This is a genomic window from Kocuria soli, assembly GCF_003797835.1.
GTDB lineage: Bacteria > Actinomycetota > Actinomycetes > Actinomycetales > Micrococcaceae > Kocuria > Kocuria soli.
Window position 1 is genome coordinate 17,233 of sequence record NZ_RKMF01000016.1, and the last position, 22,622, is coordinate 39,854.

The window sequence follows — 22,622 nt, forward strand, 5'->3', positions numbered from 1 at the left end:
TGGTGAGGGTGGTGAGTCTCAGCGCCTTGGCAACCGGCGTGTCGAGCCAATTGCGTCCGAGCCCTGGCTTGGACTTGTCGCCCCGTTACGCGAAAATGAACGGGTGAATCAGGACCACAGCAGGCATGAGGCAGCCCCCGCCGATCAAGAATCGGCGCCCGCGCAGCCGCGTCGTCGTTCTCGCGGGAAGGCCCCCACGATCTACGACGTGGCAAAACTCGCGGGGGTTGCGCCGTCCACCGTCTCACGCGCCTTCGCCCGGCCGGGGCGGGTCTCCTACGAGACCGCGGAGCGCATTCGTGAGGCCGCGGACGAACTCGGGTACCGCGCACGGACGATCTCCCGCAACGCGGACGGCCGAACGGGCAGCCAGATGATCGCTCTGGTGGTCACCGACATTTCCAACCCCGCCTTCTTCGACCTGATCCGCGGAGCCGAGGAGGCCGCTGCGGAAGCCGGATACACACTGTTGCTGGCCAACTCACAGGAGTCCGACCGCCGTGAGCGGGAGGCCCTGGAGCGTGTCCTGCCACTGGTCGACGGCGTCCTGCTCACCTCTTCGCGCATGTCCGACTCCGCGGTGCGGATGACGGCCAAGCAGAAACCCACGATCATCATGAACCGTGCGGTGTCCGGGGTGGTGTCCGTGGTCACCGACAACCCGACGGGCACCCGACGTGCGGTGGAACACCTGGCCGCACAGGGCTGCAAGGACATCACCTACGTGGCAGGGCCGGAGGCCTCCTGGGCGGACGGCATGCGCTGGCGGGCCGTTCGGGAAGCCGGTGTGGAGCAACACCTTCGGATCCACCGCATCGGCCCGGCCTCGCCCACGGTCGCGGGTGGACGTGCCGCAGCTTTGGCCTGGGCCGAGAACCGCACCCCCGCGGTGATCTGCTACAACGACCTGGTGGCCATGGGATTCGTCCGCACCGTCCACGAACTCGGCCTCTCGGTTCCCGACGACGTCGCCGTGATCGGCTACGACAACATCATGTCGTTGTCCTTCCTGAGCCCCAGCATGTCGACCATTGCCGCGCCAATGCACGCGGTCGGTTCCACCGCGGCCAAGAACCTGGTGGCCATGATCAAGGGCGCCCTGCCGACCTCGAACCGCCCCCTGGTCCTGCCGACCAAGCTGGTGGTCCGTCAGTCCAGCGACATCAAGGGTCGGTTCCGGGCTCCGAGCGCCGTCGGCTGAGCGGTTTCCTCACCGGGCCTGTTGTTCGTCGTGCGGCAGCCGCAGGCCGATGTCCGCCCGGATGTCGTCGAACAGCCGCGCGCGGACCCTGGACAGTTCCCACGGGACGAACGGTGACTCCGTGAGCCCCTGTCGGATGCAGCGGGTGGCCTCCCGGAACTGCGGGACGTAACCGGCACCGATCACGGTGATCTCCTCGACCAGCGGTTCGCCGCCGGCCTGGAGCCGATCCGTGGTCATGACTTCGAGCCTCGGCGGATTGTGCAGCCGCCCGTCCGCCCGTAGCCACCCGTGGGTGCCGGAGAGCGCAATTCCCGTAGTGGGCACGCGGGTCAGAGTGGCCGAGAGCTGCGCCCATCCGTGCTCGCGGCGCAGCTGGACGGCCAGGTCGTCGTCGACCTCCGTGGGACCAAGATGTCCCAGGACGCTGCGGGACAGGATCTCACCCTGTACCGGGTCCGACCACAGCAGTGGGTAGACCAGCATGTCCAGGGTGACTCCACCACCGTCCTCGGGAGCGAAGAGCCGGTGGCCGGGATCGGGTGGGATGTTGAAACCGATCGAGCCTGTGACGCCGTGCACGGTACCGATGGCTCCGTCGGCCACCAGGTGCATGGCGCGCCGGAACCCCGGGGTCATGGCCGTCCAGACCGCTTCCATGAGCAGCACCCCCTGGGCACCTGCGATGCGAATGAGGTCCTCGACCTCCCTGGCCGTGATGGCCAGGGCCTTCTCGCACACCACGTGCTTACCGGCCTTGAGCAACGTGGACACGTGGGTGTGGTGGTAACCGTGGGGGCTGGCCACGTAGACGACGTCGACCTCCGGGTCCGCTGCGAGGGCTTCGAGGCCGGTGCGTCCCGCCGTGTCACCGTGGGCGTGGCGGAAGCCGTGCCGATCGGCGAAGGCCCGTGCTCGTTCTGGACTCCGGGAGGACACCGCGATCAGCCGGGCATCCGGCAATCGGGCGATGTCCGGGACCACGCGTTCGGCGATCGAGCCGGGACCGACCACGCCCCACCCAAGCGGCTCGGCCCCGTCGTGCGTGGGGTCCAGCGGGGAATCCAGGTGCGGGGCGTCCAACCCCGTCCGGGCGAATGGCGCAAGATGGATGTCGGTGGGGGGACGGGCTGCAGTCAGCTGCGTGCTGGTCAGTGAAGTCCATGGCCACAGGGCGGCAGATCCGGAATCAGACTCCCACCCGTGACGGCGCGACGGCCGTCATTCATAGGTGCATCTGAGCTCCCTCCGGGCCCACTGCGTAGGATCAGGGCATGCCCAAAGTCAGTCAGGAGTACCGCGACAACCGACGCCGTGCCGTGGTGGGTGCCGCAACGGACTGTTTCCTGGCGGAGGGCTACCGCGGTGCTTCGATGCACGAGATCATCGCGGCCACCGGGCTCTCCGCGGGGGCGATCTACAACCACTTCCCGCGAGGCAAGTCCGAGTTGGTGGCGGCGTGCGCCCAGACCGGACTGGACCAGGTCTTCGACCTGGCGCAGCGTAGGGTGGCCCAACCCTTCGACCCGGAATCCTGGCTGGTCGGCGTGCTCGAAGAACTTGCCGCTCAACCACGATTGGCCAGACTCCTGCTGATCACGTGGGGGGAGGCCGCGGTCGACGAGGGGGTCAACGCCGCACTCGGCTCCCACCTGGAGGCGCTGAGAAGCCTGGTGGACGAACAGTTCGCAGGGTGGGCCGTCACGGAACTGGGGCTCAGCCGACAGGACGCCACGCAATGGGTGGGCATGTTCTCCCAGGCGGTGCTCTCGGTCCTCCAGGGTTGGGTGGTCCAGTCCCAGCTCATGCCCGGTTTCGCACACGAGGCGTACCTGGACTACGCGCGCACCATCGCAGCCGTCGGAGACTGACGGTGAGCAACCACCGCACGCAGCACACGGAAACAAGAACCACAACGACGTGGAGGAGAACGCATGGAACCCGTGATCGCGGCCTGGGAGGGCCGAGAACCCGAGATCGCCGAAGACGCCTTCGTGGCACCCAACGCCACGGTGATCGGCGACGTCCGGATCGGGGCGGGGAGCGGTGTCTTCTACGGCACCGTGATCCGTGCCGATCGGTCACCCATTGCGCTCGGGGAGGGCTCCAACCTCCAGGACAACTGCACCGTGCACTCGGACCCGGAGTTCCCGTGCACGATCGGCAACGGGGTCTCGGTCGGCCACGCGGCCGTCCTGCACGGTTGCACGATTCACGACGACGTCCTGGTCGGGATGTCCGCCACGGTGCTCAACGGAGCGGTCATCGGTTCCGGGAGTCTGATCGCGGCGGGCGCGGTGGTGTTGGAGGGCACCGAGGTTCCGCCCGGATCGTTGGTCGCCGGCGTCCCGGCCAAGGTCCGCCGGGAACTGACGGAGGCGGAACGCGAAAAGGTCACGCTCAACGCGAGCACGTACCTGGACTTGAGCCGGCGGCACCGGGAACTGAACGCCTGAGCGCCACTCGGGTCACGGCCGCCGTCGTAGGTGCCGTCGAAGCCGACGTCGGACTGTGACACCGAAACGGGTCCGCCCCGCTCGGCACAGCGTGTGCGGAGCGGGGCGGACCCGTTCGATCGGTGTCGCGAGACCGGACCGTCAGCGATGCCGGATGGACACGGCGATCTTCTGGCCGCCCTTGAGGACGTATTCCGCGCCGCTCACGTGAACGGTCACGGGGGCCGCCTGGCGGGAACTGCCTTCGAGTTCCAGGACGTCGTGGTCCATGCACACGCGGATGACCTGTCCGCGGTACAGGACGGTGAAGTTCACGGACTCCAGCTGGCGGGGCAGGTGAGGAGCGAACTCCAACCAGTCACCGCGCACACGGAGCCCCGCGTAGGCGCGGGTCACGACGTCGATGGATCCGGCCATTGCACCCATGTGAATGCCTTCGCCGGTCGTGCCGCCCTGGGTGTCGTCCATGTCCACCACCAGGGCGTCCTGGAAGGACGCCCAGGAACGGTCCGGTGCCAACCACGCCAGGACGGCCGCGTTGACCACCTTGGACAAGGACGACCCGTGCGAGGACCGCGCAATGTAGAAGTCCACGGTGCGCTGGACGACGTCGTGGTCGATCTCGTAGCCCATGCGACCCAGTTCCTCGACCAGGCCCTCCGGACCCAGGAGGTAGACCAACATGATGGTGTCGGCCTGCTTGGACAGCTTGTAGTTGTTGGTCATGTCGCCCTCGTTCTCCAGCAGGAGATCCAGGCGGCCGATGTTGCGGTACTTCTTCTTGTAGAAGTCCCAGTCCAGTTCGTCCAGGTCGTCGTACCCGTCGTACTGGGAGATCGTGCCGTCCGAGTTGAAGGCCACGGACAGCTTCTGGGACATCTCCAACCACTGGGCGGGCTCGTCGTCGGCGATGCCGAACCGGGCCTGCAGTTCTTCACGCTGGTGGTCGACCATGTCGTTGAAGATGTTGGCAGAGTGGCGGAACAACCATGCCGCCAGGACGTTCGTGTAGGCGTTGTCCTTCAACCCGCCACCGTGCTGGCCGCGGGGGCCGTCGTGGTACTCGTCGGGCCCCATGACGCCGCTGATGTGGTACCGGCCGTCCGCCTCGTCGAACTCCGTCAGGGAGGCGAACAGTCGGGTGATGCCGATGATCAGTTCCGCACCCTGGCCGGAGAGCCAGTCGATGTCACCCGTGGACTCGTAGTAGTGCCAGGCGTTGTACGCGATGGCAAGACCCACGTGGAACTGCCGCCAGGAGTTGTCCGGGAGCCAGCGCTGCGAGTGGTGGTTGAACAGCTCGGGCGGGGTCTCCTCGCGGCCGTCGGAACCGGACTGCCAGGGGAACGCAGCACCGTTCAGACCGAATTCCTGAGCCCGGTAGTAGGCCATCGGGAGGCGGCGCCACCGGTAGGAGAGCAGCGACCGGCTGACCTGCGGTTCGTGCAGTGAGACCAGCGGGAGGATGTAGACGTCGTCCCAGAAGATGTGGCCGCGGTATCCCTCACCGTGCAACCCGCGTGCGGGGATGCCGGCGTCGCGCAGGGACAGGTGCGGGGCCAGGGTCTGTGCCGTGTGGAAGGCGTGGGTCCGCAGGGCCAGCTGGGTCAGCAGCTCTTCGGGTGCCGCGTCCGGCTGCAACTCGAGGTCGTAGCGGTCCCACAGGCGCTTCCAGGCCAGTTCGTGGCCTTCCAGCAGGCCCTTGAAGCCTCTGGGGCTGCGGTCCAGCTGGGACAGGGCGCCGTTGCGCGGGGAACCGATCGCGGCGTCGCGGCTGGTGACCACGGCGGTCGTGGTGTCGACGACCACCGGCTCGCCCTGGTGCACGCCGATCTGGTGGCGGCGGAACTCGGTGCCGCCCGGGCGGATCTCGCGCCGGGCGCGGATCGCGGCACCGCCGTACACCTCGGTGCGCTGGGCCGTGGCGATCTGGATCTGGGACTGGTTGGTGGTCACCAGGCTCAGCAGGGTCTCTTCCTCGTCCGGGAGCGTGGTGGATTCGTCCGTGGACAGGTGATGCGCGTTGAGTTCCTTGTACTCCTTCACACCGTCATTGGTCACGGCCGGGTCGATGCCGGTGCGGACGTGGATGCGGCCGGTGAAGTTCAGCGCGGTGATGGTGGTTTCCTGGGCGGCCATGTGGCGCAGGCGCAGGGAGACCAAGCGACGCTGGACCACCTGGATGCGGGGGCGTTCCCCGCGTTCCGTGGGGTCACCGGTGAGGTCGGTCAGGACCATACTGCGGGTCAGAACACCCGTACGCAGGTCGAGTTCGGTCCGCTCGTCGGAGTACTCCAGCCCGCCTTCGGAGAGCCACGTGCCGCCGGAGACCCGCAGGTCCAGGTGCGTCCAGTTGGGGGCGTTGACCATGGACTCGTGTTCGATGTCGCGGCCGTTGATGTGGCTGACCACGCGGTTGAACACGCCGGCCAGGTAGTTGCCGGGGTAGTGGATGCCGTCGGAGGACCGCTCGGAATGGGAGCCGCGCACACCCATGTACCCGTTGGACAGGGTCAGCAGGGACTCCCGCCGGGCCTGCACGGAGGGATCGAATCCGTGGAAGATCAGCTTCCAGGGGTCCTCACGCCGGGCCCCCAGGTCCAGTTCGCCGACGTCGTTGAGCACCACGTGGGCACCGCCGTTGTACAGCGCCTGGCGGTCGCCATGTCGCGCAATGCCCACGACCAGCCCGAATCCACCGGCAACACCGGCTTCCACACCGGCCACGGCGTCCTCGACGACGACGGCCTCGACCGGGTCCACGCCGAGTTCCTTGGCGCACTGCAAGAACGTGTCGGGAGCCGGCTTGCCCGGCAGGCCGAGTTCAGCGGCGGTGGCGCCGTCGACGATGTGGTCGAACAGGTCCCCGAGCTCGGCCCGCGCCAGCACGGTGGCCGAGTTGCGGGAGGCCGTGACCAACCCGACGGGCACATTGCCCTCACGGAGGCGTTCGATCAGCCGGACCGTTCCGTCGAACACGCGAACGCCCTGGTCCTCCAAGGCCTCGTTGAAGTAGGTGTTCTTGAGGGCGGCCTGTCCCTGGACGGTCCAGGCACCCGGTTCGTCCTCCGCGGAGCCCTCAGGGAGGGCCGCGTTGCGTGAGGCCAGGAGCGTGCGGATCCCGTCTTCACGACGGCGTCCGTCGACGAAGTCCCGGTAGTCGGTGGCGACGTCGAACTCGGCCCGGTTCACGGGGGAGTCGTCGTCCAGCTGCTCCAGGCGAGAGTCCTGGAGCACCGCGTCGAACAGGGACTTCCAGGCGGAGGCGTGAACCGCGGCCGTGTCCGTGATGACGCCGTCCATGTCGAAGATGACGGCCCCGTAGTTGGTGCGAAGTCCGTCGGAGGGCTTCTCGGGGAGTTCGTCCGCGCGGATCTGCGGGATCGAAGCCGTGTACGGCGCGGAGGGCAGTGCGTTCAACAGGTGCTCCTGATACTTACGAGCCCCGGACCCATGCGGTGTTTCGCGGCACGCAGCCACCCACCACCTGTTGGATCGGGCGCGGCTGTGCGTCGGAATGTCGGGGAAGGTCGATGCGGAGGGCATATTTTCCCCGGTTCAGGTGTCGCCACAGATTACATCACGCGCACGGGGGGCTGAGGTAGCCGGGAATCGTCGGCTCTTGTGACCGCGCGGGTGGGTTTCGGCGGCTCGCGATCAACCAAGGTGGTCAGGCCCTGTTCGCTCTCGTGTAAGCGCCCAAGACACTGCGTTCCGAGTTCAGGAGATAGCGCTCCAACTCGAGTGCTCCCGCTTCCGGACCTTCGGCGGTGAATACGGTGAGCACCCTGCGGTTGCTGGCCACGAACGGGGCGTGCAGGGCGTGTGGATCGTCAAGCGTGAGGAACACGAGGCGTAATTCTGCGGCGACATTGCGGAACATGCGCATCAGGCGAGGACTGTCCGACAGGGCGACGATCCCTTCGTGAAAGGCCATGTTGGCACTCCCGATGCCGAGCCAGTCCTCAGCGGCCAAGTGCGTTTCTGCGAGGTGGAGGGCGTCCGCCATGCGTTGCACGGCGGGGTGCTCCGGGCGCGATCCGCGCATTGTGGTGCATTCCACCGTGCGTCGGCACCGATAGATGTCCACGACGTCAGCCATCGACGGCGCGGACACGGACACACCGCGATGTGGGACGTGGGTCAGCAGGCCCTGTTCGGCCAAGGCTCGGTACGTCTCTCGGAGGGTGTTGCGTGAGACCTCGAACTGGTTGGAGAGGGCCGATTCCGACAGGCGGGATCCGGGCATGAACTCGCCGTCGATGATCCGCTGGCGCAAGAGGTCAGCCAGGGCGTCGCTGTGTGTCACATTCCGGACTCTACCGAGCCGCCCGGGCGTCGTGGCGGCCTGACGTCGCCTCCCGGAGCAGGAGGGGCAGTTGGGTGAAGCGCACCCTTGACGATCACTTTGGATTGTTGAACAATACGGATCAGATTGTTCTATGGTGTAGATCACATTTGCGGTGTTCCCGGAAGGATGTCCGACATGGCTGGTTCGAGAACCGAGGTCCCCGACGGTATGGACGAACGCCGTTCGTCGGAGCTCGGGAAACGGGTTTCACGCGGAGCCGTGATCGGTGCCGTCTTCTTGATGGCCACGTCGGCCATCGGCCCCGGATTCATCACTCAGACCGCAACCTTCACGGCCGGCATGGGGGCCGCGTTCGCCTTCGCCATCCTCGCTTCGGTGCTGATCGACGTCGCGGTTCAGTTGAACGTCTGGCGAATGATCACCTCCTCGGGGCGCCGTGCGGGTGACCTTGCCAACCGCGCCATTCCGTTCTCGGGGCACTTCATCGCCGTGCTGGTGGTGATGGGCGGCTTGGCGTTCAACATCGGCAACATTGCCGGGGGCGGTCTGGGACTGAATGCGCTGCTCGGGATCGACCCCAAGGTCGGTGGCCTGCTGACGGGCCTGTTGGCGATCGTGTTGTTCCTGATCAAGAAGGCCGGCCGCGTCATGGACGTGGTGTTGGTGGTTCTGGGCGTCGGCATGATCGTCATGACGGTGGTCGTCGCCGTCGTGTCCCAACCTCCCGTGGGGGAAGCGTTGAAGCAGACGATCGTTCCTGATCAGCTGAATTTCGCGACGATCACCACCATCGTGGGCGGCACGGTCGGCGGGTACATCACCTACGCCGGGGCCCACAGGTATCTCGACTCGGGTCTGGTGGGCCCCAGACATTCCCGCACGGTCATGCGCTCCGCCACCAACGGGATCGTGGTGACTGCGATCATGCGGTACGTGCTCTTCCTGGCGGTCCTGGGGGTTGTCGCATCCGGGGTCGCACTGGACGTCTCGGGTCAGGCGGCGAACCCTGCCGGGCAGGCCTTCGGCGCCGTCCTGGGCCAGGCCGGGATACGGATCTTCGGTGCAATCTTCTGGGCCGCCGCTCTGAGCTCCGTGATCGGAGCCGCCTACACCTCGGCCACCTTCCTGTCGACGTTCAGCCGGAAGGTCTCCGGGGGGTGGGCCCTGCAACTGGCCACGGTCGGATTCATCGCCGTCTCCCTGGCGGTCTACCTGGTCATCGGCACGGCACCGGCTGCGCTGTTGGTGTTCGTCGGAGGGTTCAACGGTTTGATCCTCCCGGTGGGTCTCACGGTGTTCATGTACATCGGGTGGTTCCGCCCCGACCTGCTGGGGGTGGACCGTTATCCGAGGTGGCTGCTGATTCCCGGGACACTGGTGACGGCGCTCACCTGGTACATGGGTAGCGTGTCGGTCGGACCGATCTTCGACTTCCTGAGCACGAGCGGATGACCTGGGGGAACTCATGACCAGCATTGATCTGAACTCCGATCTGGGCGAGAACACGCACGACCGAGTGGTCAGCGACGACGAATCCATGCTCGCGATCGTGACGAGCGCGAACACGTCCTGTGGCTTCCACGCCGGCAGCCCCGAAGGGATCCGGCGAACGGTCGCAGCCGCGATCGATCGCGGTGTGAGCATCGGGGCCCACCCGAGTTATTGGGACTACGAGAACTTCGGGCGAACCGCGGTCGACGTCGACTCCGCCACGTTGCAGGCGCACGTCGAGTACCAACTGGGTGCGTTGAGCGGGCTCACCTCTGCGCTGGGCAGCCGCGTCACTTACGTCAAGCCCCACGGTGCCCTGTACAACGCCATTGCCCACGACGAGCGCCAGGCCAAGGCCGTCGTGGCGGCCATCAAGTCGATCGACCCGGGCCTGGTCCTGCTGGGACTGGCTGGTGGCGTCGTGTTGCGAGTGGCCCAACGTGCCGGCCTGCAGGTGGCGGCCGAGGCATTTGCGGATCGGGCCTACCAGTCCGACGGGCAGTTGGTTTCCCGTTCACTGCCGGGTGCGGTTCTGAACGACCCGGAAGATGTGGCCACCAGGATGCTCCGCCTGGTCGAGCACGGCGTGATCCGGTCGATTGACGGTCGGGACGTCCGCGTGGAGGCGCAGTCCATCTGTGTGCACGGCGACAGCCCCGGGTCTGTGGCCATGGCTGCCGAGACGCGGCGAGTCCTGGAATCGGCCGGAGTCACCATCGCACCTTTTGCGGGGATCTGATGCGTTTCCTGCGGGCCTCGGACACGGCCCTGCTGGTCGAGGTCGAGGATCCGATGGAGGTGACGCGTCTGGGTGCCGCCTGGTCCGAGGTCCCCGGGGTCACGGAGCTGATCCCCGGAGCACAGACGGTGTTGGTGCGCTTCGACCCATCGCGGTTCAGCGACGCTCAGCTGGTGGACGCCCTCTCGACCGCCCGAACCGGAGCGCATTCCTCGGTCGCCGGTCCCGAGGTCAGCATCCCCGTGCGGTACGACGGCGAAGACCTCGACGAGGTTGCGGATCTGCTGTCCGTCTCCGTGGACACCCTCATCGAGCGTCATCTGAACGCGCAGTGGCGGGTGGCCTTCTGCGGATTCGCTCCGGGGTTCGGGTACGCGACCTGCACCGATCCTTTGTTCGACGTTCCCCGCCGGTCCTCACCGAGAACGCGTGTGCCCGCCGGTGCGGTCGGCCTGGCCGGGCCCTTCACGAGTGTCTATCCGCGCGACAGCCCCGGTGGGTGGCAGTTGATCGGTCACACCGACGCCGTGATGTGGGACATCGACCGCGACCCGCCGGCATTGGTTGCACCGGGCACGGTCATCACGTTCGAGCAGCAACGCCCCGTCGCCGTCGTGACCAGTACACCGAATACCTCTGGACGAACGGGTGAGCTCTTCGACGGGTTGGAGGACGATCCGGTTGCTTCCGAGGTCGGTGGCCCGGCCTCGGGGTCCGGTCCAGAGGTGACGGTACGGGAGACCTGGCGGCCCGATCCCGTCCTGGCGTCACTGCGCGTCATCCACCCCGGAATACGGGCCCTGATCCAGGACGGGGGACGCCCCGGTCACGCTGCCATGGGGGTCTCGGGTGCCGGTGCGGCCGACCGTACCGCGCTGTCCCAGGCCAACAGGGCAGTGGGCAACCTCCCAACCGCGGCGGTCCTCGAATGCACGGGGGCGGTGCACATGGAATACCGCGGCCTTCCCGGCGTGGCTGCCGTGGCAGGCGCCCAGGGGACCGGCGAACTCGTTTCATCCGATGGCACGGTCCGACCGATCCTCCAAGGAGTGCCCTTCGCGATCGACGACGGAGACGAACTGTCCTTGAGTCACCCCACGCACGGACTGCGCTATGTCATCGCGGTGAGGGGCGGTCTGCTCGCGCGTCCAGCTCTGGGCAGTGTCTCGTCGGACACGCTGGCTGGGCTCGGGCCCGGGCCGCTCGAGGCAGGGGACTGCGTCGTGGTCGGGGATCCTCGGCACGCCCCGGCCGTCGTCGAACCGCTGGGCATCACTCGAGACCTGCCACGTTCAGGGGAGACCGTGGACGTGATGATCACCCTGGGGCCGCGTGACGATTGGTTCACGCCCGAGGCCGTGGCGGCCCTCACGGCTCAGGAATGGCTGGTCGGCACCAGGTCGGATCGGGTGGGACTGCGACTGGAGGGAACCGTTCCGCTCGACAGGCGGATCGAGGGCGAGTTGCCGAGCGAAGGCACGGTCACGGGGGCGATCCAGGTGCCGCCGGACGGGCAGCCCGTGCTGTTCCTTCCCGATCACCCTTTGACGGGCGGCTATCCGGTCATCGGCGCGGTGGTCGCGGAACACCTTGACCTGGTGGGGCAGCTGCCACCGGGGGCCCGTATCCGGTTCCGGCTCCGGCCGGAGGAAAACTTTGGAGGCTGATCATGAAGAAGATCCTGATCGCCAATCGCGGCGAGATCGCGGTTCGCGTGATCCGGGCCTGTACGGAAGCGGGGTACACCTCCGTGGCCGTCTACGCCGACCAGGACGTCGACGCCCTGCACGTGCGGATGGCCGATGAGGCCTACGGACTGGGTGGCACCACGGCGGCCGAGACCTACCTGTCTGTTCCCTCGCTGCTCGACGTCGCTCGCAGGTGCGGCGCGGATTCGGTTCACCCCGGCTACGGTTTCCTGTCCGAGGACGCCGAGTTCGCTCGGGCCGTGGAAGAGGCCGGACTGGTATGGATCGGTCCCGGCCCGGAAACGATCGAGGCCCTAGGGGACAAGATGACGGCCCGCGGGATCGCGCGGAGCGTGGGTGCACCATTGGCTCCGGGAACCGACCGCCCGATCGAAGACGCTGAACAGGCGATGGCCTTTGTCGAAGAACACGGGCTTCCCGTGGTCATCAAGGCCTCCCACGGTGGCGGAGGACGGGGACTGAAGGTCGTCCGCTCGGTGGACGAAGTGGCCGCCGCCTTCGAATCGGCGACCAGGGAAGCCACAGCCGCGTTCGGACGGGGGGAGTGTTTCGTCGAGCGTTTCCTCGAGAGGCCACGCCACGTGGAGGTCCAGATCCTCGGTGACGGGGACGGCGGCGTCGTTGTGGTGGGGGACAGGGACTGCTCAGTCCAGCGGCGCAATCAGAAGCTCATCGAAGAAGCCCCCGCCCCGGGGCTGACCCGGGCTCAGCGACGTGAACTACACGAGTCCGCGCGTCGCATCTGTGAGCATGTGCGGTATCGAGGAGCGGGAACCGTGGAGTACCTGCTGGCCGAGGACGGGACGCTGTCCTTCCTGGAAGTCAATACACGGTTGCAGGTCGAGCACCCCGTCACGGAGGCGGTCACGGGTACGGATCTGGTCCGAGAGCAGTTGCGCATCGCGGAAGGTCACGCGCCGTCCTTCTCGGACACCCCGGAACCCGTGGGACATGCGTTCGAATTCCGCATCAACGCGGAGGACCCGGGGCGGGGCTTCCTGCCCAGCCCCGGCCGGGTGGATGCCCTGCGTGTCCCCGGGGGACCGGGCGTGCGGTGGGATTCCGGGGTCGAGGCCGGGGACACCGTCCAGCCGGCGTTCGACTCCCTCATGGCAAAGCTGATCGTGCACGACGAGTCACGGGACGCCGCACTGGCCAGGGCGCGGCGTGCGCTGGCGGAACTCGTGATCGACGGGCCGGCCACGGTTGTCCCCTTCGCACGGTCGGTTCTGGACGCTCCGGAGTTCGGTTCTGACGATCTCAGTGTTCACACGCAGTGGATCGAGACGACGTACCTGTCGCGGGTGCAGCCCCAGATGCGACCGCATCCCGTCGTCAACCCCGGCCTGCGCCGGGTCCCGGTGGAGATCGACGGGAAGAGGGTCGTTCTGGGGCTCCCGGGGGAGTTGACCGCAGGCTTCAACGGTGCTGCTGGAGTTGCACCTGCGGAGCCGGAACCGGAACCCTCCGCCCTGCGGGCGCAGGTGCCCGGGACCCTGGTCCGATGGTTGGTCGACGACGGCGTCGAGGTGACGCAGGGGCAACCCGTCGCCGCCCTGGACGCCATGAAGACCGAGGCACAAGTTCTGGCCCACCGTTCCGGAACACTTCGTCACGGTGCAGACATCGGGGCGGTGGTCGGCGTCGACGACGTGTTGGCGAGCATCGAGACCTGACGGGGCGTCCTACAATGGGCGAGGCCGTCTTGACCGACCCATCGGCAGTTGCACGATCCGTGGCTGCCCCAAGGCTGAGAATCTCCGACGTCGCATCGGAGCCCAGGAGGAATCGCATGAGCCCCACGCCGTCCGCCGATGTCACCAACCTGCCGCTGTCAGAAGTCGATCCGGAGGTCGCTGCGGCGATCGGTGCGGAGGTCGGCCGTCAGCGCGGAACCCTGGAAATGATCGCCTCCGAGAACTTTGCGCCCCGCGCGGTCCTCGAAGCCCAGGGATCGGTGCTCACCAACAAGTACGCGGAGGGCTACCCGGGTCGTCGGTACTACGGCGGGTGTGAGCACGTCGACGTCGTGGAGAACCTGGCCCGGGACCGTGCGACCGAGCTCTTCGGTGCGTTCCACGCCAACGTCCAGCCGCACTCCGGCGCCCAGGCAAACAGCGCCGTGATGACTGCTCTGATGGAGCCCGGTGACACCCTCATGGGCCTGTCCCTGGCCCACGGCGGGCACCTGACGCACGGGATGAAGCTCAACATCTCCGGCAAGCTCTACAACATCGCCGCGTACGAGGTCGATCCCCAGACTCACCGACTGAACATGGATCAGGTCCGCCAGGTGGCCCTCGAGAACCAGCCCAAGGTGATCGTGGCCGGTTGGTCCGCGTACTCCCGCCAGCTGGACTTCGAGGCCTTCCGCTCGATCGCGGACGAGGTCGGCGCCAAGCTGTGGGTGGACATGGCACACTTCGCGGGCCTGGTGGCCGCGGGCCTGCACCCGAACCCCGTGCCGCACTCCGACGTCGTCTCCTCGACCGTGCACAAGACCCTGGCGGGCCCTCGCTCGGGCGTGATCCTGTGCACGGAGGAGTGGAAGAAGAAGATCGACTCCAACGTGTTCCCGGGGCACCAGGGTGGCCCGCTCATGCACGCGATCGCCGGCAAGGCAGTGGCGTTCAAGATCGCGGGCAGCCCGGAGTTCAAGCAGCGCCAGGAACGCACGATCGAAGGCGCCAAGATCATCGCCGACCGCCTGACCTCCCCGGACGTCACCGAGGCGGGCGTCTCCGTGCTCACCGGCGGCACCGACGTCCACCTGGTCCTGGTCGACCTGCGCAACTCCGAACTCGACGGCAAGCAGGCGGAGGACCTGCTCCACGAGGTCGGCATCACCGTCAACCGCAACGCCGTCCCGTTCGACCCGCGGCCCCCGATGGTGACCTCCGGACTGCGGATCGGCACCCCCGCCCTGGCCACCCGCGGATTCGGCGCCAAGGAATTCGAGGAGGTCGCGGACATCATCGCCACCGCGCTCAAACCCCAGCCCGACGTCGCAGCGCTGCGCGCCCGCGTCGACAAGCTCGCCCAGGACTTCCCGCTCTACAGCGGCCTCGAGGAGTGGTGATGACGGCAGCTGTTCTCGACGGACGGGCCACGGCGGCCGCCATCAAGTCCGAACTCCAAGAACGCGTCGCCGCACTCACGACGCAAGGGCAGGTGCCGGGTCTCGGGACGGTGCTGGTCGGCGACGACCCCGCCTCCCATTCCTACGTGGGCGGCAAGCACAAGGACTGCGCCGAGGTGGGCATCAACTCCATCCGGCGCGACCTTCCGGGAGACATCTCCCAGGAGGACCTGGAAGCGGAGATCGACGCGTTGAACGCCGATCCGGCCTGCACCGGCTACATCGTGCAACTGCCACTGCCGGATCACATCGACACCAACCGGATCCTCGAGCGCATCGACCCGGACAAGGACGCGGACGGGCTGCACCCCACCAACCTGGGCAAGCTGGTGCTCAACGTCAACGAGCCCATGGACTCGCCGCTGCCGTGCACCCCGCACGGCATCGTGGAGCTGCTGCTGCGTCACGACGTCGACCTCAAGGGAAAGCACGTCCTGGTGATCGGCCGCGGGGTCACGGTCGGGCGACCGATCGGCCTGCTGCTGACCCGCAAGGCCATCAACGCCACCGTGACCCTGGCCCACACCGGAACCCGGAACTTGCCGGAGTTGCTGGCCGTGGCCGACGTCGTGGTGGCGGCAGCGGGACAGCCGCACATGATCAGCGCGGATCAGATCAAGGACGGCGCCGTCCTCCTGGACGTGGGAGTTTCACGTGTGGAGGACCCGGAGACCGGCAAGAAGAAGCTGACGGGCGACATCTCACCCGAGGCGGCCGAACGCGCGGCGTGGATGTCGCCCAACCCCGGCGGGGTGGGCCCGATGACCCGCGCGATGCTGCTGGTCAACGTGGTCGAAGCCGCCGAGCGCGCCGTGGCCTCGGGACAGCACTAGGCCGGGCGAATCGCCCGGAAGAGGGCCGAGAGACCGTCGAGGGGCAGGGCAGCGTCCCTGCCCCTCGTGTTTCCGCGCTCGGGCCTCGGATCGCCGGGCCTGTTGCGCCCAGGGCGATCCGACGCCCGCCGATTTCCACGCTTCAGACGACGTACGGGAGAATGTGCCGCATGCAGCAGATCGGATCCACTCGCAATGCCCCCACCGGGGCGCACCCCGCCGCCTCCAGCAAGGCATCCCTATGGATCACGCTGATCGGCATGACGGCGCTGCTGGTGATCTTCGTCGTCGCACTCCTGCAGGCCGCCAACGAGAACTCCGTCCTGGGCTGGATCCTCGCGGCGATCGCCCTCGGGTGGCTGCTCATCGCGTGTTTCGTGCTCTGGATGGTGCGCAAGGCGGCCAAGTTCGGAGCACGGCAGTTCGAACACGCCCAGCAGGAGGCGGACCGGAGGTTCGGCCGCGCCCCCATGGCTGCGACGACGGCGGCCCCTGCCGCCGACCGGTCGATCCTGGACCAGAAACTCGAACATTCCTTCCAAATCATCATGGTTCAGGCGCGGGTCATCGCCGCGAACCTCCCTGCGCAGGACGGATCCACCGCCGGTGACCGTGAACAGGTCGACCGCGCACTGGACACCATTGCCGTGACCGCATCGAACGGAATGGGCATGGTCAAGGACGCCGGTGAACCCCTCACCGGCGAAGTCGTCGACGACGACACCGACCGCGCCTGACCCGGACCCGAGAGGAACCCCGACCATGAACCAGCAGTCCACCGACGCGCCCCGTGAGGGCGTACTGCGCGTCGCCACCGTGAACGTCAACGGCATCCGGGCAGCCTACAAACGGGGGATGGCCGACTGGCTGGAGGGGCGTGACATCGATGTTCTATGCCTCCAGGAGGTCCGTGCGCCAGACAAGGTGGCCAAGGACCTCCTGGGTGAGGACCGTTGGGAGATCCACCACCACGAGGCCGAGGCAAAGGGGCGTGCTGGCGTGCTCACGGCCGTGCGACGTGACGCCCACGGTGGCACGTTGCTTCCCGTCGAGCGTCGGGTCGGGCTGGCCGAGGGCACCAACGACTCCGGTCGCTGGATCGAGGACGACATCGCCCTGCCGGACGGGTCGAAGCTGACGATCGTGTCGACCTACGTGCACTCGGGAGAGGTCGACACCCCACGCCAGGTGGACAAGTACGCCTTCCTGGACGCCATGACGCGGCGGCTGCCGGACTTGGTGGAGCATGCCGACCACGCGCTGATCGTCGGAGACCTCAACGTGGGCCACACCGAACTGGACATCAAGAACTGGAAGGGCAACGTCAAGAACGCGGGGTTCCTGCCGGAGGAACGGGCCTACTTCGACCGGTACTTCGGTGAGTTGGGCTTCGTGGACGTCGCGCGTTCCCTGGCCGGCGAGGTACCGGGGCCCTACACCTGGTGGTCCTACCGCGGTCAGGCCTTCGACAACGACGCCGGGTGGCGGATCGATTACCACATGGCCACTCCCGCGCTGGCAGGCAAGGCCGCGACCGCCGTCGTTGACCGGGCGGCCAGCTACGACACCCGATTCTCCGACCACGCCCCGTTGGTCGTCGACTATCGCCTGTAGTAGCGGGACTCCACCCGTGAACCGGGGTGCGTGCCCCGCCCGTAATTGATCGAGGAAGAAGAAGCTCATCGTGACCGTCCCCTCCGAACGTCCCACCGGAACCCCACAGGACGCGGCAGACAACCCCGCCCGGATCAGCACGACCGCCACGCTCGCGGGGCGACCTCGCGTGCTGTCGGGAGTTCAGCCTTCGGCCGACTCCCTCCACCTGGGCAACTACGTGGGGGCGCTGCGCAACTGGGTCCGGATGCAGGACGAGAACGACTGCATCTTCTTCATTGCGGACATGCACTCGATCACCGTCCCCCAGGGCCCGGCGGAGCTGGTGAACCGGACCCGGGTGACCGCAGCTCAGTACATTGCGGCGGGCATCGACCCCGAACGCTCCACCATGCTGGTGCAGTCCCACGTCCCCGAACACGCGCAGCTGGCCTGGGTGCTCAACTGCATCACCGGGTACGGGGAGGCCGCCCGCATGACCCAGTTCAAGGACAAGTCGGCCAAGCAGGGCAACGACGCCACGACGGTCGGGCTGTTCACCTATCCCGTGCTCATGGCCGCCGACATCCTGGTGTATCAGAGCAACTTGGTACCGGTGGGGGAAGACCAGCGGCAACACCTCGAACTCACGCGCAACCTGGCGCAGCGGTTCAACACGCGCTTCGGCGAAACCTTCACGGTCCCCGAGCCCAAGATCATGCGGGAAACGGCCAAGATCTATGACCTGCAGCGGCCCACCGCCAAGATGTCCAAGTCCGCGGATTCCGACAATGGTCTGATCCGGTTGCTGGACCCCGCCAAGAAGAACGCCAAGAAGATCAAGTCCGCCGTGACCGACGACGGCACGGAGATCCGGTTCGACCGGGACGAGAAGCCCGGGATCGCCAATCTGCTCACGATCTACTCCGCCATGACGGACCGGCCGGTGGCCGAGATCGTCGCCGAGTACGAAGGCAAGATGTACGGCCACCTCAAGGTCGGCTTGGCCGAGGTGGTCAACGAGGCGCTGGACCCCATCCAGAAGCGAGCCCAGGAGCTGCTGGACGACCCCGCGGAACTGGACCGGATCCTGGCCCGCGGGGCCGAGAAAGGCCGGGAGATCGCCGCTACCACCCTTGCCGAAGTCCACGAGAAGGTCGGCTTCCTGCCGCCGCAGGCCTGAGCGCCGACCGTACCGATCACCGTGGCGCCCTCGACTGCAACCTCTTCACACCCCGGAAGGTCGGAGACCTCGGGGCAGCCCAGCGACGCCGAGAGGGCTCCGGTCCTCGAAGCCCCCAAGGTCATGCCCTCCGCAGTGGACAAGGCCGGGCTGCAGCGGGAACTACGTCGTCAGATCTCGATCATCAGGGCGCAGCGAAAAGGCGGTGCCGGGTTCCTCAAGGTGACTTTCCAAGCGCTGAACCTGGCTCTGACCTGGATCTGGACGCTGTTCCCGGGTCGCCTGGTGATGCACTACTTCTTCCACGGTGGGCCTCTCATGGCGGCCGGTCTGTCCTACAACATGCTTTTCGCCTCGACCGCCATGCTGGTGATCGGTGCGTCGATCGGCGGCAGCGTACTGGGCAACGACTCCGAACTGCGTCGGCTCGTCGTGGAAGCCGTGCATGAAACGGTCCCCGGGTTGATCAACACCGGGGGAGGCGGCATCATCCCCGTTTCGGCCCTGGCCAACCCGCAACCCTTCACCGTGACAACCATCGTCGCCTCGGCCGTGCTGGCTTTCACGGCGTGGCGTTGGGCGGCGGGAATCCGCTTGGCCTGCCGCCGCATGTTCGAGGTGCCACCGACCCGGGGTGCTCCGATCGCAGCCATACCGCGGGATGTGTTCGGTCTGGTGCTGCTGGTTCTGACGCTGGCCATCTCGCTGGTCATGAATGCCGAGGCGGCCGGTGCGCTGCGACTGCTGGAAGGAGCCACGGAGGACATCGGGTGGCTGAGCGCGTTGATCGACTTCCTGGGCGGTGATTTCGCCTACGGCGCGGCGACCTTGGTGGGAGTACTTGCCGATGCCCTCATGCTGTACCTGATGATCCGAGTCGTGGCTCAGCTGCGACCCGGGCGCTGGGCGATGTTCTGCATCCTGTTCCTCGGCGTCACCGGCAACCTCGCCTTGCGGGAACTTGGCGGCACCCTGATCCAGGCCATGGCGGCCAACCCGTACCTGTTCTCGGTGGGCCTGATCGTGGGTGTGCTGTTCTGGTTCTACTTCTTCAGTCAGATTGTCTTGCTGTCCGCCGCCTTCGGCGCCCTGGTCCAGGCTGATACCCACGGTGGTCACGCCCAGCCGACGGGGGAGGACCGGGCGGTCACGCCCATTCACGCTGATCTCCTGGACCACGTGCGCTCGCAGGAACGCGCTCTTTGACAACACCGCGCCAGGCGCTTGGGCACCGGGGGCTAGGCCGATCCAGGGTTCAGGGCGGTGAGTGGGCGGTCCTGTGTACGACGAAGGGGCCGGTGGGGTCCTGAACCAGCACTTGGTTCAGGACCCCACCGGCCCCTCAAAGCTCCCGTGCCACTATCGGCCACGATCGGCACGGGCAAGGATCACATCGAGCGGGTCAGGGCAGCCTTCTTGACCTCGGCGATGGCCTTGGTGATCTCGATGCCGCGCGGGCAGGCCTCCGTGCAGTTGAAGGTCGTGCGGCAGCGCCACACGCCCTCCTTGTCGTTGAGGATCTCCAGGCGCATGTCACCCGCCTGGTCACGCGAATCGAAGATGAACCGGTGGGCGTTGACGATCGCGGCCGGGCCGAAGTACTGGCCGTCGGTCCAGAACACCGGGCAGGAGGAGGTGCAGGCAGCACACAGAATGCACTTGGTGGTGTCGTCGAACCGCGCGCGGTCCTCCTGCGACTGGTAGCGCTCACGCTCGGGTTCGTTGTCCACGTTGACCAGGAACGGCATGATCTCGCGGTAGGACTGGAAGAAGGGCTCCATGTCCACGATCAGGTCCTTCTCACAGGGCAGGCCCTTGATCGGCTCGATCGTCAGCGGCTTGGACAGATCAAGGTCCTTGAGCAGGACCTTGCAGGCCAGGCGGTTGCGGCCGTTGATGCGCATGGCATCCGAGCCGCAGACGCCGTGGGCGCACGAACGACGGAAGGACAGCGACCCGTCCAGTTCCCACTTGATCTTGTGCAGGCAGTCGAGCACGCGGTCCGTGCCGTACATGGTCAGCTTGAACTCGTCCCAGCGGGCCTCTTCCGAGACCTCGGGGTTGTACCGGCGGACCCGAACGGTGACGTCGAACGACGGGATGGCCCCGGCCTGGGTGTTCTCTTCGGTCTTGTCAGCGGTAGCGGTCGACATCAGTACTTACGCTCCATCGGCTCGTAATGGGTGAAGATGACGGGCTTGGTCTCCTGGCGGATTCCGGCGGTCTCCGACGACGGATCGTCGTACACCATGGAGTGCACCATGAAGTTCTCGTCGTCGCGCTTGGGGAAGTCCTCGCGGGCGTGACCGCCACGGGACTCCTGCCGGTGCAGCGCAGCAACGGACATGACCTTGGCCAGCTGCAGGAGGAAGCCGAGTTCAACAGCCTCGAGCAGGTCCAGGTTGTAGCGCTTGCCGTGGTCCTGGATCGCGATGTTGGCGTAGCGCTCCTCGAGCGCCGCGATGTCGGAGAGCGCCTTGTTGATCGACTCCTCGGTGCGGAACACCTGCATGTTGAGATCCATGGTGTCCTGCAGGTCCTTGCGGATCGCCCCCACCTTCTCGGAGCCTTCGGCCGAGAGCGCGTTGTTCAGCAACGCCTCCGTGGCCTCCATGGCGTCGTCGGGAATCGGGAGGAACTCCGCCCCATGGGCGTACTCGGCGGCGTAGATACCGGCGCGCTTGCCGAACACGTTGATGTCCAGCAGGGAGTTGGTGCCCAGGCGGTTGGAGCCGTGCACGGACACGCACGCGACCTCACCCGCGGCGTAGAGGCCCGGGATGGTCTTCTCGGAGTTCTCGAACACCTCGCCCTTGATGTCGGTGGGGATGCCACCCATCGTGTAGTGCGCGGTGGGGAAAACCGGAACGGGCTCGGTGTAGGGCTCCACACCCAGGTAGGTGCGCGCGAACTCGGTGATGTCCGGGAGCTTGGCGTCGATGTGCGCGGGCTCCAGGTGCGTGAGGTCCAGGAGCACGTAGTCCTTGTTGGGGCCGCAACCGCGTCCCTCGCGCACCTCGTTGGCCATGGAACGCGCGACGATGTCACGCGGGGCCAGGTCCTTGATGGTCGGTGCGTAGCGCTCCATGAAGCGCTCGCCCTCCGAGTTGCGCAGGATTCCGCCCTCACCACGGGCGGCTTCCGAGACCAGGATGCCCAGGCCGGCCAGCCCGGTAGGGTGGAACTGGACGAACTCCATGTCCTCGAGCGGCAGCCCGTTGCGGAAAGCGATGGCCATGCCGTCACCGGTCAGGGTGTGGGCGTTCGACGTCGTCTTGAAGACCTTGCCGTTGCCGCCGGTGGCGAAGACCACCGACTTGGCCTGGAACACGTGCAGCTCGCCGGTGGCCAGTTCGTAGGCGACGACGCCGGCCGGGCGGCGACCCTCCGGGGTGTCCACGAGCACCAGGTCGAAGACGTAGAACTCGTTGTAGAACTCGACGTTGTGCTTGATGCAGGCCTGGTAGAGGGTCTGCAGAATCATGTGGCCGGTGCGGTCCGCGGCGTAGCAGGCGCGGCGGACCGGCGACTTGCCGTGGTCGCGGGTGTGACCGCCGAAGCGACGCTGGTCGATCTTGCCTTCGGGCGTGCGGTTGAACGGCAGGCCCATCTTCTCGAGGTCGAGAACGGCCTCGATGGCTTCCTTGGCCATGACCTCGGCGGCGTCCTGATCGACCAGGTAGTCACCACCCTTGATGGTGTCGAACGTGTGCCACTCCCAGCTGTCCTCCTCGACATTGGCGAGTGCTGCACACATGCCGCCCTGGGCGGCACCCGTGTGGGAACGGGTGGGGTAGAGCTTGGTCAGCACGGCGGTGCGGGCGCGCTGACCGGATTCGATGGCGGCACGCATACCGGCGCCACCGGCTCCTACGATGACCACATCGTATTTGTGAACCTGCATTCTGAAATGTTCTTTCTTCTCGAGATTCAGTGGGCGAGCACCGGCCGAGAGGCTCGGGTCAG

Annotated in this window: 18 protein-coding genes; 13 read left to right on the top strand and 5 right to left on the bottom strand. The window is 66.9% G+C overall.

Going from position 1 to position 22,622, the window contains the following annotated elements; genetic code table 11:
- Positions 1-103: 103 nt before the first annotated feature.
- Entirely contained in the window at positions 104-1,201 is a 1,098-nt protein-coding gene (locus EDL96_RS11575; protein ID WP_123826304.1) for a LacI family DNA-binding transcriptional regulator, read from the top strand.
- 9 nt (positions 1,202-1,210) lie between these two features.
- Here the strand turns inward: EDL96_RS11575 and EDL96_RS11580 are convergent, their stop codons facing one another.
- Positions 1,211-2,284, bottom strand: coding sequence for a Gfo/Idh/MocA family protein (locus EDL96_RS11580; protein WP_158609607.1), 1,074 nt, complete (start codon positions 2,282-2,284; stop codon positions 1,211-1,213).
- A 191-nt stretch (positions 2,285-2,475) separates the two neighbouring features.
- On the opposite strand from EDL96_RS11580, the gene EDL96_RS11585 reads away from it, so the two are divergent.
- Both EDL96_RS11585 and EDL96_RS11590 read left to right on the top strand, forming a co-directional pair.
- A complete protein-coding gene (locus EDL96_RS11585; protein WP_123826308.1) occupies positions 2,476-3,072 on the top strand; it encodes a TetR/AcrR family transcriptional regulator in 597 nt (198 codons plus the stop codon).
- Positions 3,073-3,135: 63 nt separating this feature from the next.
- On the top strand, positions 3,136-3,657 hold the full coding sequence (locus EDL96_RS11590; protein WP_123826310.1) for a gamma carbonic anhydrase family protein: 522 nt from the start codon (positions 3,136-3,138) through the stop codon (positions 3,655-3,657).
- Between the two features lie 141 nt (positions 3,658-3,798).
- On the opposite strand, the gene EDL96_RS11595 is transcribed toward EDL96_RS11590, so the two are convergent.
- Positions 3,799-7,077: a beta-phosphoglucomutase family hydrolase gene (locus tag EDL96_RS11595; RefSeq protein ID WP_123826312.1), complete on the bottom strand. Its 3,279-nt coding sequence runs from the start codon at positions 7,075-7,077 to the stop codon at positions 3,799-3,801.
- A gap of 250 nt (positions 7,078-7,327) precedes the next feature.
- Positions 7,328-7,966: a GntR family transcriptional regulator gene (locus EDL96_RS11600; RefSeq protein WP_123826314.1), complete on the bottom strand. Its 639-nt coding sequence runs from the start codon at positions 7,964-7,966 to the stop codon at positions 7,328-7,330.
- 177 nt (positions 7,967-8,143) lie between these two features.
- Here EDL96_RS11600 and EDL96_RS11605 point away from each other — a divergent pair, with 177 nt between their 5' ends.
- From EDL96_RS11605 to EDL96_RS11650, 10 genes are all read left to right on the top strand, one after another.
- Positions 8,144-9,421: an NRAMP family divalent metal transporter gene (locus EDL96_RS11605; RefSeq protein WP_123826316.1), complete on the top strand. Its 1,278-nt coding sequence runs from the start codon at positions 8,144-8,146 to the stop codon at positions 9,419-9,421.
- Positions 9,422-9,434: 13 nt separating this feature from the next.
- The gene (locus EDL96_RS11610) at positions 9,435-10,199 is read left to right on the top strand and encodes a LamB/YcsF family protein (protein WP_123826318.1); all 765 of its coding nucleotides are present in this window, start codon (positions 9,435-9,437) and stop codon (positions 10,197-10,199) included.
- A complete protein-coding gene (locus EDL96_RS11615; protein ID WP_123826320.1) occupies positions 10,199-11,866 on the top strand; it encodes a 5-oxoprolinase subunit B/C family protein in 1,668 nt (555 codons plus the stop codon). Before EDL96_RS11610 ends, EDL96_RS11615 begins: the two co-directional genes overlap by 1 nt.
- 2 nt (positions 11,867-11,868) lie before the next feature.
- The gene (locus EDL96_RS11620) at positions 11,869-13,584 is read left to right on the top strand and encodes an acetyl/propionyl/methylcrotonyl-CoA carboxylase subunit alpha (protein ID WP_123826322.1); all 1,716 of its coding nucleotides are present in this window, start codon (positions 11,869-11,871) and stop codon (positions 13,582-13,584) included.
- 116 nt (positions 13,585-13,700) lie between these two features.
- Positions 13,701-14,987 carry a serine hydroxymethyltransferase gene (gene glyA / locus EDL96_RS11625; protein WP_123826324.1) on the top strand — a complete coding sequence of 429 codons (1,287 nt, stop codon included), beginning with the start codon at positions 13,701-13,703 and terminating at the stop codon, positions 14,985-14,987.
- Positions 14,987-15,880 carry a bifunctional methylenetetrahydrofolate dehydrogenase/methenyltetrahydrofolate cyclohydrolase gene (locus tag EDL96_RS11630; protein ID WP_123826326.1) on the top strand — a complete coding sequence of 298 codons (894 nt, stop codon included), beginning with the start codon at positions 14,987-14,989 and terminating at the stop codon, positions 15,878-15,880. Before glyA ends, EDL96_RS11630 begins: the two co-directional genes overlap by 1 nt.
- Before the next feature lie 170 nt (positions 15,881-16,050).
- A complete protein-coding gene (locus EDL96_RS11635; protein WP_233568864.1) occupies positions 16,051-16,617 on the top strand; it encodes a hypothetical protein in 567 nt (188 codons plus the stop codon).
- A gap of 25 nt (positions 16,618-16,642) precedes the next feature.
- Positions 16,643-17,494, top strand: a complete 852-nt coding sequence (locus EDL96_RS11640) for an exodeoxyribonuclease III (protein ID WP_123826330.1) — start codon at positions 16,643-16,645, stop codon at positions 17,492-17,494.
- A 133-nt stretch (positions 17,495-17,627) separates the two neighbouring features.
- Positions 17,628-18,656: a tryptophan--tRNA ligase gene (gene trpS / locus EDL96_RS11645; protein WP_199732606.1), complete on the top strand. Its 1,029-nt coding sequence runs from the start codon at positions 17,628-17,630 to the stop codon at positions 18,654-18,656.
- 123 nt (positions 18,657-18,779) lie between these two features.
- On the top strand, positions 18,780-19,862 hold the full coding sequence (locus tag EDL96_RS11650; protein WP_123826334.1) for a YihY/virulence factor BrkB family protein: 1,083 nt from the start codon (positions 18,780-18,782) through the stop codon (positions 19,860-19,862).
- A gap of 182 nt (positions 19,863-20,044) precedes the next feature.
- Here the strand turns inward: EDL96_RS11650 and EDL96_RS11655 are convergent, their stop codons facing one another.
- Together EDL96_RS11655 and sdhA are read right to left on the bottom strand one after the other, a co-directional pair.
- Positions 20,045-20,809 carry a succinate dehydrogenase iron-sulfur subunit gene (locus EDL96_RS11655; RefSeq protein ID WP_123826336.1) on the bottom strand — a complete coding sequence of 255 codons (765 nt, stop codon included), beginning with the start codon at positions 20,807-20,809 and terminating at the stop codon, positions 20,045-20,047.
- Positions 20,809-22,560 carry a succinate dehydrogenase flavoprotein subunit gene (sdhA, locus tag EDL96_RS11660; protein WP_123826338.1) on the bottom strand — a complete coding sequence of 584 codons (1,752 nt, stop codon included), beginning with the start codon at positions 22,558-22,560 and terminating at the stop codon, positions 20,809-20,811. The genes EDL96_RS11655 and sdhA overlap by 1 nt, the downstream gene beginning before the upstream one ends.
- Positions 22,561-22,622 lie beyond the last annotated feature (62 nt).